We start from the raw sequence: 12,471 nt of genomic DNA, 5'->3' as shown, positions 1-12,471 counted from the left end.
CGCCTTTTTGCTTTTTGCGTCTGGCTTCTGGCTTCTGGCTTGATGTTTTCCGCGGCACGGCCCGGCGTCCTGGGCGCCGCTTTCTTTCGCGTTCCTCCGCTTTCTTCGACGTCTTCGCGCGCTCCATTGCGGGCGGGGACGCACGCGCCGTGCCGGCATCGCTCGCGGTTTTCTCCGTGTGCAGTTATCCTTGTAGTACACACTACAGACCGGCAACGCGCGCATGGACCGCTAGTAGCTAGTACTGCGCGCATCCGGACAGGAATCGCCGTGAGCCTCAAACCGCTTGGTGTCGCGCTGCTGGCTGCGTGCTTCGCGCTGACCGGCTGCGACCAACAGCAAAGCGATCAAGCCGTGCAAAAACTCAAGGACTTCTTCAACGCCGTCAAGCCCGACGCCTTATTGCTCAAAGGCCTGACGCCGGGCGTCACGACCGAAGCGCAGATCCGCGCGCAGATGGGCAAGCCGGAAACCGAACGCACCTTCACCGACGGTTCGAAACGCTTCGAATATCCGCGCGGCCCGCAGGGCCTCAACACGTATATGGTCGACATCGATCGCGATGGCAAGCTGCAAGCCATCACGCAAGTGCTGACCGCTGCGAACTTCGCGAGGATCCGCAGCGGCATGACCGAGGACGAAGTGCGTCGCCTGCTCGGCAAGCCCGGGCAAGTCGCGGTGTTTCCGCTCAAGCCCGAGACCGTGTGGAGCTGGAAATGGCGTGAGGGCGGCGTGACGGAAGAAGGTATGTTCAACGTTCACTTCGACAGGAACCAGAGGGTGTACACCACGTCGCGCTCGGACGTGATAAGGGGGCGATAGAAGATGGCAAGAATGGGGCAGGCATGATACGTCGACGTCGATACAGCCGGATCGGGCTGGTGTTGGGAGGAGGCGCCGCACGCGGCTGGGCGCATATCGGCGCGATTCGCGCGCTGCACGATGCGGGCATCAAGCCCGACGTGGTGTGCGGCACGTCGATCGGCGCGCTGGTCGGCGCGGTCTACGCGAACGGCGACCTCGACTGGCTCGAAGAGTGGGTGTCGCGGCTCACCTGGCAGACGGTGGTGCGGCTGCTCGATCTGCGGATTTCGGGCGGCCTGCTCGGCGGGCGCAAGGTAGTCCAGCTCTTCGCCGAGAAATTCGACGGCCGCTCGATCGCGCAACTGCACATGCCGTTCGCAGCGGTCGCCACCGAACTCGATACGGGCCGCGAAATCTGGCTGCAGGACGGCAGCACGATCGACTCGGTGCGCGCGTCGATTGCGATTCCCGGCATTTTCGCGCCGGTGTGGCACAACGGCGCGTGGCTCGTCGACGGCGGCCTGAGCAATCCGGTGCCGGTGTCGGTCGCGCGCGGCATGCGGGCGGACTGCGTGATCGCGATCGACCTGAACAACGACATCCTGAACGGCCGCGACTTCGGCGGCGCGGTGGTCGAAACGCCTGCGCTCGATCCGGCCGCACCGCCGCCCGTTGCGCTGCGCCGCAACGGCAAGCCCTGGCCGCGCTGGCTCGCGCCGGCCGAAACGAGCGCGGTCAGCGACGTGCGCGTGCCGCCGAAGCCGAGCGCGCGCGTGCCGTCGATGCTCAGCTCGATCGCGCAAAGCATCGACATCATGCAGGTGCGCATCACGCGCAGCCGGCTTGCCGGCGAGCCCGCCGACATCCTGATCCAGCCGCGTCTCGGCGGCATGGGCATCTTCGATTTTCATCGCGCGGCGCCGGCCATCGAGGAAGGGCGCGCGGCGGTCGAATACATGCTGCCGGCGATCCGCGCGCGGCTCGGGCTCGATTGACGCCGGCGCTCAGGCGCTTGCCGCGCGCCGGATCTAGCGCGGCAGTGCCGCGAGCGCGGGCGGCGCGCCTTCGAACGCGAACGGATTGAGAAACTGGCGCCGCCACATCAATTCGCGATCCACTTCGCTCAGTTGCGCGTCGGCGCACACCGCGTCCCAGCGATCGAGAATCACCTCGATCTGCCGCTGCACGAGCGCAACGGCTTCGTCGTGCGACAGCAAAAAGAGCGGCGCGGCCTTCAGGCACGTGTCGATCCGGCTGAAGCGGTCGTCGCCGACGATCAACATCGCCTGGGTCGCTTCGTTGCCGGCGCGCGCCTGCGGACAGATATCGTAGGCGGGTGTCAACGTGAGCTCGTAGCCGTTCCAGTAGGCGGCGTGATTGCGCGCGTGGTCGTCGGTATTGCCGCACAGCACGTTGAAGACGAGACGCGCGAACAGCTCCTTGAGCGTAGCGCCCGGATTCGCGAAGCGATGGCGGATCAGCGTCGCGAATTCCTCGTAGCTCGCATAGCGCGCCATCATCTCGTCGAGTTCGAACAGCGTGAGCGCTGAGACCATTGCACGGCGCTGCCAGCCCTGTTCCGTATGCTCGCGGTCGAAGCGCTCGATGAGCAGCACGTCCTTGCCGCCGACGTGCTCGAGCGATACCGGTGCTGCATGGATGCCGACCGCGGCCGCGAGGCGCATCGCGATGTATTCGGCTTTCACGACGCTGTAGACGTCGCTCTGCGAGGAGAACTTCGCGATGAGTTTACGCTCGTGCGCGGTGATCATAGCCTTCGGGCGCGCGCCGCCGATCGAGCTGCCGTGAAAGAGCGCGCGCTCGAGGTCGGCACTGAGCTTCACGCCGCGCTCGACGCTCGCAACGGCATTCTGCAGATCGCTGAGCGACGCGCTGGCAGTTTCTCGCGGCACGTATTCGGTTGGCGAGAGCTGGAAGTCGAGCGCGCCGATGCGGTCCGAGCCGGATTCCAGCAGATAGGTCATCTCGTCGAGCTCGCCGGTGTCGATCTGCGCGCCGCGCGTGCCGAGCTTGCGATTGATGATGACGCGCCGGCCCCACGCGTCCGGCGCCGCATCGCGGATGCAGCCGGGCATCGTCAGGCCATTGAGGAGCGGCAGGGTGCCGCGCCGCAGCGGCAGTTCGGGGGCATAGAGCGGGATCGCGTTCTCCCGCGCGAGATAGCTCTGGCCGTAGTTGAACCGCATCTGTTCGCCGGCTGCGACGAGGCGCCCAGCCACCACGGGCTCGGTCGCGCCGGGCAACCAGGTCCACACGAAGGCTTCGTTGTAGGCGGAGTCAGAAATCATCTCGGGTTTCGATGCGAGGTGCGCGCACGGCGCGCGGCAGTAGCGTCAACACTTCGGCGTTGGCGCGCAGGGCGGCGCTGATGCCCGACGAGTCGGCATCGAAAAGACGTACGCCGACGACCGCGGCGGCCTCGAAAACCGCACCGATCGAGCAGCGCGGATCGCCTTTCTCGATCCGCTGAACGAGACTGCGCGACAGCCCGGCGCGTTCGGCGAGTTGCGATGCGGTGATCTTGCGCTCGAGCCGCGCGCGGCGGATCAACTGGCCGAGCAGGCGCACGGCGTCGAGGCTATAGCGCGAGGCGGCACGAGTGGCGACAGTGGACATAAAAACGTAGAGTGATTTATATATGAGTCGTAAAGGGCCTTCGTGACTCATTTGTGAGTCATTATGGTCTCCTGTCCGCGAAAAAACAATGGATGACTCGTATATGAGTCGCAAAGGCCCTTCATGACTCATATATGGGTCATTTCTGCTTGTGCCGCCAGCAATTTGCTCCGCAACCCTCTTCGCCAGGTCTATCGAAAAAGCGACCGCAAACTTGCGAAATCGCAGCAGGGCTCGCCGCGCGCACCGCACCCGCCAAAAAAATATTCGTCGTGAAACCAAGCGCTACAGGCGTTCAGACGCCTCGAATGGCGTCGTGTTGCGTCGCAGCATGACAGTCGCCGGGTATTTGAGAAATTGATTTCCGCTTGCGAGACTCCGCGTCATGCCGGACGAGCAAGACAGGCCATGAAGCCATCGCCGTCCGCGCCAATTCAACGAACCTGGATGGAGACACGCGTGTTCCTATACGGCTTTGGTCCCGTGCTGCTCGCTGGCACGATCCAGACGATCGAGTTGTCCGTTCTGTCGCTGGCGGCTGCTGTGTTGCTCGGCCTCGCGGGCGCGGCGGCGAAACTCTCGTTCAACCGGCCCTTGCGGGCCATCGCGACCGGTTACACGACGCTGATCCGCTCGGTGCCCGACCTCGTGCTGATGCTGCTGCTGTTCTACAGCATCCAGATGGCCGTCAACGATTTCACCGACGCGCTCGATCTGCCGCAATTCGACATCGATCCGTTCGTGGCCGGCGTGCTCACGCTCGGCTTCATCTACGGCGCGTACTTCACCGAAACCTTCCGCGGCGCGTTTCTCGCGGTGCCGCGCGGCCAGCTCGAAGCGGGCAGCGCCTACGGCATGAGCGGTGTGCGCGTATTCACGCGCATCCTGTTTCCGCAGATGATGCGCTTCGCGCTGCCCGGCATCGGCAACAACTGGCAGGTGCTGGTGAAAGCCACCGCGCTCGTGTCGATCATCGGTCTCGCCGACGTGGTCAAGGCCGCGCAGGACGCGGGCAAGAGCACCTTCAACATGTTCTTCTTCATTCTGGTCGCCGCGCTGATCTACCTGGCGATCACCACGGTATCGAACGTCGTGCTGATCTGGCTCAACCGGCGTTATTCGATCGGCGTACGGCACGCGGAGCTTTGAACGACATGATCGACATTCTCAATCAGTTCTGGCGCGCGTACCTGTTCTGGGACGGCCAGCGCATCTCGGGTCTCGCGGTCACGCTGTGGCTGCTGGTGGCGTCGATCGCGATCGGCTTCGTCTGTTCGGTGCCGCTCGCGGTCGCGCGGGTCTCGAAGAAACGGTGGCTCTCCACGCCGGTGCGTCTCTACACCTACGTGTTTCGCGGCACACCGCTCTACGTGCAACTGCTGCTGATCTACACGGGTGTGTACAGCCTCGCGTTCGTGCGCTCGTATAGTCTGCTCGACGCATTCTTTCGCAGCGGTTTTCACTGCGCGATTCTCGCGTTCGCGCTGAATACCTGCGCCTACACGACGGAGATTTTCGCGGGCGCGATCCGCTCGACCTCGCACGGCGAAGTGGAGGCGGCGCGCGCCTACGGCATGAGCTGGTTCACGATGTACCGGCGTATTGTGATACCGTCCGCGCTGCGCCGCGCCTTGCCGTTGTACAGTAACGAAGTGATCCTGATGCTGCATGCCACCACGGTCGCGTTCACGGCGACGGTGCCGGACATCCTGAAGGTGGCGCGCGATGCGAACTCGGCGACCTACCAGTCGTTCAACGCGTTCGGGCTCGCGGCGCTGATTTACCTCGTGGTGTCGTTCGCGCTGGTCGCGCTGTTTCGCCGCGCGGAGCGTCACTGGCTCGCGTACCTCGCGGTGCGCACGCATTGAGCGGTCCGTATTTTCACCACAACCATCTTTCATGGGACCGGAGTCAGCGCAAAGCGCTCACTCCGGTCGACACCGGGAGAGCATCTTGCTCCATACCACTCAAACCGAAGCTTGCAAGCTCGCCGCACAGGACATCCACAAGCGCTACGGCGACAACGAAGTGCTCAAGGGCGTGTCGCTCAACGCGAATAAGGGCGACGTCATTAGCATCATCGGTGCGAGCGGCTCGGGCAAGAGCACCTTTCTGCGTTGCATCAATTTTCTCGAGCGGCCGAACGCCGGGCAGATCGTCGTCGATGGCGAGGCGGTGAAAACCAAAACCGATCGCGCCGGCAATCTCGAAGTCGCCGATCACAAGCAGTTGCAGCGCATTCGCACGAAGCTCGCGATGGTGTTCCAGCACTTCAACCTGTGGGCACACATGAACGTGCTCGAGAACGTGATCGAAGCGCCGATTCATGTGCTCGGCTTGTCGCGTCGCGAAGCGGAAGAGCGCGCGCGCGAATATCTCGAGAAGGTCGGCCTCGCGCCGCGCGTCGAAAAGCAGTATCCGTCGCATCTGTCGGGCGGGCAGCAGCAGCGCGTCGCGATTGCGCGCGCGCTCGCGATGAACCCGGACGTCATGCTGTTCGACGAGCCGACTTCCGCGCTCGACCCCGAACTCGTCGGCGAAGTGCTCAAGGTCATGCAGAAGCTCGCCGAGGAAGGCCGCACGATGATCGTCGTGACTCACGAAATGGGGTTTGCGCGCAACGTGTCGAACCATGTGATGTTCCTGCATCAGGGCCGCACCGAAGAAGAGGGCAATCCCGCCGACGTGCTGAGCGCGCCGCGCAGCGAGCGCCTCAAGCAGTTCCTCTCCGGCAGCCTCAAGTAACGCGCGGCTCGCGCGCTCGCTCCGCACGCACAAGCGATGGCCCGCACGTCCAGCCCGGCTCGCACCACGCAGGTTGCAATCGTCGCATTGCCGCCCGTGTCGATGTCGGGCGTCGGGCCGATTGTCGACGCGCTCAATCTCGCCAACGAAATCGACGGCCGCGCGCTGTACCGCGTGCAGGTGTGCTCGTGGGACGGCCGCGCGGTGCCGCTCGCGGGCGGCGCGCAATGGCCGGCCGATGCCGCGTTCGGCGACGCGATCGCGTGCGACTGGCTCATCATCGTCAGTGAGCGTTTCCAGCAGTTCGCCGACTATCGTTTGTTTCTCGCGAGCCTCTCGCGCGTCGGCCAGCGCACGCCGCTCGTCACGGGCATCCATCACGGCGTGTGGTGGCTCGCGATGGCGGGGCAGTTGTCCGGCTATCGCGTGAGCGTGAACTGGGAAACCTATCAGCAGTTCTCCGAACAGTTCGAGCGCTCCATCGTCACCCAGCAGATCTTCGAAATCGACCGCGATCGCGCCACCTGCGCGGGCGGTCAGGCGACCGTCGACTTCATGCTCGCGATGATCGGCCGCGAGCATGGGCCCGAACTCGCGGAGCGCATCGCCGATACGCTCGGCGTCGGCGTGTTGCGCGCGGGCGAGGAGCGTCAGCGCATTCCGTTCGTGACCGCGCCGGGCGAGCGCCATCCGCGCCTGAACGACGCGCTCCTGCTCATGGAGGCGAACATCGAGGACCCGCTCACGACCGATGAAATCGCCGGTCTCGTCGGCGTATCGCGACGGCAACTGGAGCGCCTGTTTCGCCAGTATCTCGGCTCGATGCCGTCCAAATATTACCTGGGGCTGCGGCTCTCGAAGGCGCGCACGCAATTGCAGCGCACCAGCAAATCGGTTGTGCAGATCAGTCTCGCGTGCGGGTTTTCGTCGGCGGCGCACTTTTCGAATGCATATCGCGAGCGCTTTGGCGTCACGCCGCGCGAGGATCGCCGCAACTGGATCGACCGGCAGACCGGCGCGCACGGTGCCTCCAACGAGCCGCGGCCGGCTGCGCTGATCGAGCGGCCCGAAGCCGGTTGACCCGCGTCGACGCGGTGCGGCACGGATCGAGAAGGGTTCCTGACGCAGACGGTCCAGGCGGACTGACTGGCGCGCATGGGCAACGCGGGCGGCGAGGCGGCCGAAGACGGCCAGGAAGTCAATTGAAAGCGAGCCGGACACGAAGCGGACACGGCCCGGTCACACAGTGCGAAATGCGAAGTGAGAACGAAAGCCCAAAGCCCAAGCCCAAAGCCGCCCCAACGCATGGAACCCCATAGAACGCGTCGCGTATGCGCAAGACGTATCGCGCGCGGTTTCCTACACTAGCTGTATTACCCGTCACCCGTAAAAGGATTTGCCATGAACGACCTGACTGTGACACGCCAGACCTTCGACGAAGTCATGGTGCCGGTGTTTTCTCCCGCCGCCTTCGTACCGGATCGCGGTCTCGGCTCACGCGTGTGGGACACGCAAGGCCGCGACTATATCGACTTCGCCGGCGGCATCGCCGTCACCGCGCTCGGTCATGCGCATCCCGAGCTGCTCAAGGTGCTGCACGAGCAGGGCGGCAAGCTCTGGCACATCGGCAACGGCTACACGAACGAACCCGTGCTGCGCCTCGCGAAGCGGCTCGAAAACCTCACGTTCGCCGACCGCGCGTTCTTCGCGAACTCGGGCGCGGAAGCGAACGAGGCCGCGCTCAAGCTCGCGCGCCGCGTCGCGTTCGACCGCCACGGCGAGCAGAAGGCCGAAATCATTTCGTTTACGCAGTCGTTCCACGGCCGCACGCTCTTCACCGTGAGCGTCGGCGGCCAGCCGAAGTATTCGGAAGGCTTCGGACCGGTGCCGGCCGGCATCACGCATCTGCCGTACAACGACATCGAAGCGGCGAAGAAGGCGATCGGCGCGCAGACCTGCGCGGTGATCGTCGAGCCGATCCAGGGCGAAGGCGGCGTGATCCCGGCCGATCCGGCGTTCCTGAAGGCCCTGCGCGAAGCGTGCGACCAGCACGATGCGCTGCTGATTTTCGACGAAGTGCAAACCGGCGTGGGCCGCAGCGGCTACTTCTACGCGTACCAGGACACCGGTGTCACGCCGGACATCCTGACCACCGCGAAGGCGCTCGGCAACGGCTTCCCGATCGGCGCGATGCTGACCACGAACGAACTGGCCGCGCACTTCAAGGTCGGCGTGCACGGCACGACCTACGGCGGCAATCCGCTTGGTGCCGCGATCGCGGAGAAGGTGGTCGAACTCGTGAGCGACCCGAAGGTGCTCGAAGGCGTGCGCTCGCGCAGCGAAACGCTGAAGAGCCATCTCGCGAAGCTGAACGAGCGCTTCGGGCTTTTCACCGAAGTGCGCGGCAAGGGTCTGCTGATCGGCGCGGAACTCAGTGACGCGTTCAAGGGCCGCGCGAAAGACTTCGTCACCGCGGCGGGCCAGCATGGCGTGATCATGCTGATGGCCGGCCCGGACGTGCTGCGTTTCGTGCCGTCGCTGATCATGCCGCTCGACGACATGAGCGAAGGCTTCGCGCGTCTCGGGAAGGCGTTCGGCGAACTCGTCGGCGCGAGCGCGCAGGCGGCGTCGCACTGATCCATCACGGCGCGTTCATGCATAACAATACGCACCCGCCGCACCCGCACCGGATCATGCGTCACATTCAACAGGAACGATGATGCTATTCGTACGTCCCGGCCGTCTCGCCGATCTCGATGCGCTCGAGCATATGGCGCGCACCGCGCAACCGGTGCTGCATTCCCTGCCGCACGACCGGCGCGCGCTCGAAGCGCGTGTCGCGTTGTCGGAAGACTCGTTTCGCGCGGAAGTCGATTTTCCGGGTGAGGAGTTCTATCTGTTCGTGCTCGAAGACTCGCAGAGCGGCAAGCTCATGGGCACCGCGAGCATCGTCGCCGCGGCCGGTTACGCGGACCCGTTCTACGTGTTTCGCAACGATGCGCTGATTCACGCATCGCGCGAGTTGCACGTGAATCGCAAGATTCACGCGCTGACGATGTCGCACGAACTGACCGGCAAGAGCCGGCTCGCCGGCTACTACATCGACCCGTCGCTGCGTGGCGACGCGGCCGCGCAACTGATGTCGCGCGCACGCATGATGTACGTCGCCGCGAACCGCAAGCGCTTCACGTCCGAGGTGTTCTCGCTGCTGCTCGGCGTCACCGACGAAAACGGCGTGTCGCCGTTCTGGGAAGCGGTGGGGCGCAAGTTCTTCGGCCGCAATTTCGCCGATATCGAAGTCGAGTCGGGCGGGCGCAGCCGCACGTTCATCGCTGAAGTGATGCCCACCTACCCGGTGTATGTGCCGCTGCTGCCGGAGGCGGCGCAGCGCGTGCTCGGCGAGCCCGATGCGAATGCGCTGCTTGCCTACGAGATTCACCTTGAAGAGGGCTTCGAGACCGATCGCTACGTCGATATCTTCGACGCCGGTCCGGTGCTGACCGCGCAGGTGGATCGCAGCGTCAGCGTGAAGCACAACGAAACGCGCATCGTGCGCGAGGCACCCGCGGCGAACGGCGCGACGTATCTGATCGCGCATAACGGCGCCGATGGCGAGTTCCGTTGCGTGCTCGGCGATCTCGCGCCGGGCAGGGACGCGGGTGCGGCGTTGTCGCAGGCGGCGCGCGCCGCGCTCGGTGTACAGGAGGGTGATGCGGTGCGCTGCGTGCCGTTGCATCAGCCGCAGCAGGATGAACAATCGGGAGATGCGCGATGATCGTCGTTCGCGTGGTGCAACGAGGCGATGTGGACGCCCTCATGCGGCTCGCGCAGGAAACCGGTCCGGGCCTGACCACCTTCAAGCCCGATCGCGATGCGCTCGCGGCGCGCGTCGAACGCGCGCGCCGCACGATGGAAGACAAGGCCGAGCCCCACGAGGCCGGCTATTTCTTCGTGATGGAAGATACGGCGAGCGGTGACGTGGCCGGCGTCTGCGGCATCGAAACGGCGGTGGGCCTGCAGCAGCCGTTCTACAACTATCGTGTGAGCACGGTCGTGCACGCGAGCCAGGACCTCGGCATCTGGACGCGCATGCACGCGCTCAACATCTCGCACGACCTCACCGGTTATGCCGAAGTGTGCTCGCTGTTCCTGAGCCCGCGTTATCGCACGAGCGGCGTCGGCGGTTTGCTGTCGCGTTCGCGCTTCATGTTTCTCGCGCAGTTTCGCGAGCGCTTTCCGCAGCGTCTGTGCGCGGAACTGCGCGGCCATTTCGACGAGCAAGGCACGTCGCCGTTCTGGCGCGCGGTCGGCTCGCATTTCTACCAGATCGATTTCAACGCGGCCGACTATCTGAGCTCGCACGGCCGCAAGGCGTTTCTCGCCGAACTGATGCCGCGCTATCCGGTGTACGTCGAACTACTGCCCGAAGAAGCGCAGCGCTGCGTCGGCCTCACGCATAACGACACGATTCCCGCGCGCCGCATGCTCGAGGCGGAAGGGCTGCGCTACGAGAATCACGTTGATATCTTCGACGCGGGCCCGGTGCTCGAATGCCATATCGCCGATCTGCGCACGGTGCGCGAGAGCGTGCTGGTCGCGGCGGAGATCGGCGAGGCGTCCGCGCAGGCCGCGCAGGATGGGCCGAAATCGATGGTGTCGAATACGTCGCTCGGCGATTTTCGCGTCGGCGTCGTGGCGGGCGTGCCGCAAGACGGCGTGTTGCGCCTGAGCGCAGCCGAGGCCGCCGCGCTCAACGTCAAGGCGGGCGAACCGGTGCGGGTGCTGCCGTTGAAACACAAACAAGGACGATCATGAGTGAGCTTTTCATCGACGGCGAATGGGCCGCCGGCACAGGACCCGTATTCGCATCGCGCAATCCCGGCACGGGCGCGGTGGTGTGGCAAGGCAATAGCGCATCGGCGGACGACGTCGATCGCGCCGTGCGCAGCGCGCGCCGCGCGTTCGCGGCGTGGTCGGCGCTGAGTCTCGACGAGCGTTGCGCGGTGGTGCGCCGCTTCGCCGCGCTCGTGACCGAGCGCAAGGAAGCGCTCGCCGAGGCGATCGGCCGCGAGACCGGCAAGCCGCTGTGGGAAGCGCGCACCGAGGCGGCGTCGATGGCCGCGAAGGTCGAGATCTCGATTCAGTCCTACAACGAGCGCACCGGCGAAAGGCGCTCGGCGATGGCCGACGGCACCGCGGTGCTGCGGCATCGTCCGCATGGCGTGGTGGCCGTGTTCGGCCCGTACAATTTTCCTGGCCATTTGCCGAACGGGCACATCGTGCCCGCGCTGATCGCGGGTAACGCGGTCGTGTTCAAGCCGTCCGAACTCGCGCCGGGCGTCGCGGCGCTGACCGTGCAGATCTGGCGCGACGCGGGCCTGCCCGCCGGCGTCATCAATCTCGTGCAGGGCGAAAAGGACACCGGCATCGCGCTCGCGAATCACCGGCAGATCGACGGGCTCTTCTTCACCGGTAGTTCGGATACCGGAACATTGCTGCACAAACAATTCGGCGGCCGCCCCGAGATCGTGCTCGCGCTCGAGATGGGCGGCAACAATCCGCTCGTGATCGGGCCGGTCGCGGATGTCGACGCCGCCGTGCATCACACGATCCAGTCGGCGTTTCTGTCGGCGGGGCAGCGCTGCACGTGCGCGCGCCGTATCTTCGTGCCGGACGATGCGATCGGCGAGCGCTTCCTTGCGCGCCTGACCGAAGTCACCGCGCGCATCGGCGTGGGCGAGTACGACGCCGATCCGCAGCCGTTCATGGGCGCTGTCGTGTCGGCGCGCGCGGCCTCGCGCCTGATCGCCGCGCAGGAGCGTCTGCTCGCGAGCGGCGCGAAGGCGCTGCTGAAAATGGAGCAGCGCGATCCGCAGCTTGGCTTCGTCACGCCCGCGATTCTCGACGTGACCAGCGTGCCGGATTTACCCGACGAGGAGCATTTCGGCCCGCTCGCGCAGATCATCCGCTACCGCAGCTTCGACGAAGCGCTCGAGAAAGCCAACGACACCGAGTTCGGTCTCTCCGCAGGTCTGCTCGCCGACGACGAGGCGCTGTGGACGCATTTCCAACGCACCATCCGCGCGGGCATCGTCAACTGGAACCGGCCGACCAACGGCGCTTCTTCGGGTGCGCCGTTCGGCGGTCCGGGCCGCTCGGGCAATCACCGGCCGAGCGCATTCTATGCCGCCGACTACTGCGCGTATCCGATGGCTTCCGTCGAAAGCGCGCAACTGCACATGCCCGCGAGCGTCTCGCCGGGCCTCCAATTCTAAGGATCGACGA

12 protein-coding genes are annotated in these 12,471 nt (G+C 65.2%); 10 read left to right on the top strand and 2 right to left on the bottom strand.

From position 1 onward, the window contains the following. The first annotated feature begins 270 nt into the window (after positions 1-270). Together bamE and B9Z01_RS08540 are read left to right on the top strand one after the other, a co-directional pair. Positions 271-822 carry an outer membrane protein assembly factor BamE domain-containing protein gene (gene bamE, locus B9Z01_RS08545; protein WP_085481793.1) on the top strand — a complete coding sequence of 184 codons (552 nt, stop codon included), beginning with the start codon at positions 271-273 and terminating at the stop codon, positions 820-822. Between the two features lie 23 nt (positions 823-845). After that, on the top strand, positions 846-1,799 hold the full coding sequence (locus B9Z01_RS08540; protein ID WP_085481791.1) for a patatin-like phospholipase family protein: 954 nt from the start codon (positions 846-848) through the stop codon (positions 1,797-1,799). A gap of 33 nt (positions 1,800-1,832) precedes the next feature. Here B9Z01_RS08540 and B9Z01_RS08535 read toward each other — a convergent pair whose 3' ends face one another. Both B9Z01_RS08535 and B9Z01_RS08530 read right to left on the bottom strand, forming a co-directional pair. After that, positions 1,833-3,113, bottom strand: a complete 1,281-nt coding sequence (locus B9Z01_RS08535) for a type II toxin-antitoxin system HipA family toxin (protein ID WP_085481789.1) — start codon at positions 3,111-3,113, stop codon at positions 1,833-1,835. Beyond that, a complete protein-coding gene (locus tag B9Z01_RS08530; RefSeq protein ID WP_208625921.1) occupies positions 3,103-3,393 on the bottom strand; it encodes a helix-turn-helix transcriptional regulator in 291 nt (96 codons plus the stop codon). Before B9Z01_RS08530 ends, B9Z01_RS08535 begins: the two co-directional genes overlap by 11 nt. Before the next feature lie 507 nt (positions 3,394-3,900). On the opposite strand from B9Z01_RS08530, the gene B9Z01_RS08525 reads away from it, so the two are divergent. From B9Z01_RS08525 to astD, 8 genes are all read left to right on the top strand, one after another. Further along, positions 3,901-4,590 carry an ABC transporter permease gene (locus B9Z01_RS08525; RefSeq protein ID WP_085482103.1) on the top strand — a complete coding sequence of 230 codons (690 nt, stop codon included), beginning with the start codon at positions 3,901-3,903 and terminating at the stop codon, positions 4,588-4,590. Positions 4,591-4,595: 5 nt separating this feature from the next. Beyond that, positions 4,596-5,309, top strand: coding sequence for an ABC transporter permease (locus B9Z01_RS08520; RefSeq protein WP_085482105.1), 714 nt, complete (start codon positions 4,596-4,598; stop codon positions 5,307-5,309). An 85-nt stretch (positions 5,310-5,394) separates the two neighbouring features. Further along, the gene (locus B9Z01_RS08515) at positions 5,395-6,186 is read left to right on the top strand and encodes an ABC transporter ATP-binding protein (RefSeq protein WP_085481785.1); all 792 of its coding nucleotides are present in this window, start codon (positions 5,395-5,397) and stop codon (positions 6,184-6,186) included. A 36-nt stretch (positions 6,187-6,222) separates the two neighbouring features. Then, entirely contained in the window at positions 6,223-7,266 is a 1,044-nt protein-coding gene (locus tag B9Z01_RS08510; RefSeq protein WP_085481783.1) for a GlxA family transcriptional regulator, read from the top strand. A 321-nt stretch (positions 7,267-7,587) separates the two neighbouring features. Then, a complete protein-coding gene (locus B9Z01_RS08505; RefSeq protein ID WP_085481781.1) occupies positions 7,588-8,823 on the top strand; it encodes an aspartate aminotransferase family protein in 1,236 nt (411 codons plus the stop codon). Between the two features lie 82 nt (positions 8,824-8,905). After that, entirely contained in the window at positions 8,906-9,961 is a 1,056-nt protein-coding gene (aruF, locus tag B9Z01_RS08500; RefSeq protein WP_085481779.1) for an arginine/ornithine succinyltransferase subunit alpha, read from the top strand. Next, entirely contained in the window at positions 9,958-11,001 is a 1,044-nt protein-coding gene (gene astA, locus B9Z01_RS08495; protein ID WP_085481777.1) for an arginine N-succinyltransferase, read from the top strand. The genes aruF and astA overlap by 4 nt, the downstream gene beginning before the upstream one ends. Beyond that, positions 10,998-12,461 (top strand): succinylglutamate-semialdehyde dehydrogenase, encoded by a 1,464-nt coding sequence (gene astD / locus B9Z01_RS08490; RefSeq protein WP_085481776.1) that lies wholly within the window; start codon positions 10,998-11,000, stop codon positions 12,459-12,461. The genes astA and astD overlap by 4 nt, the downstream gene beginning before the upstream one ends. The last annotated feature ends 10 nt before the right edge of the window (positions 12,462-12,471 follow it).

Source organism: Paraburkholderia susongensis, from assembly GCF_900177725.1.
In the GTDB taxonomy this organism is placed as follows: Bacteria; Pseudomonadota; Gammaproteobacteria; order Burkholderiales; family Burkholderiaceae; genus Paraburkholderia; species Paraburkholderia susongensis.
Note: the sequence above shows the minus strand (reverse complement) of the source record. Positions and strands in the feature narration are given on the sequence as shown.

Bases quoted from the DNA above. Each gene is read 5' to 3' on its own strand.
- B9Z01_RS08540 (WP_085481791.1), top strand. From the start codon at position 846: ATGATACGTCGACGTCGATACAGCCGGATCGGGCTGGTGTTGGGAGGA.
- B9Z01_RS08535 (WP_085481789.1), bottom strand. From the start codon at position 3,113: ATGATTTCTGACTCCGCCTACAACGAAGCCTTCGTGTGGACCTGGTTG.
- B9Z01_RS08520 (WP_085482105.1), top strand. From the start codon at position 4,596: ATGATCGACATTCTCAATCAGTTCTGGCGCGCGTACCTGTTCTGGGAC.
- B9Z01_RS08510 (WP_085481783.1), top strand. From the start codon at position 6,223: ATGGCCCGCACGTCCAGCCCGGCTCGCACCACGCAGGTTGCAATCGTC.
- B9Z01_RS08505 (WP_085481781.1), top strand. From the start codon at position 7,588: ATGAACGACCTGACTGTGACACGCCAGACCTTCGACGAAGTCATGGTG.
- aruF (WP_085481779.1), top strand. From the start codon at position 8,906: ATGCTATTCGTACGTCCCGGCCGTCTCGCCGATCTCGATGCGCTCGAG.
- astA (WP_085481777.1), top strand. From the start codon at position 9,958: ATGATCGTCGTTCGCGTGGTGCAACGAGGCGATGTGGACGCCCTCATG.
- astD (WP_085481776.1), top strand. From the start codon at position 10,998: ATGAGTGAGCTTTTCATCGACGGCGAATGGGCCGCCGGCACAGGACCC.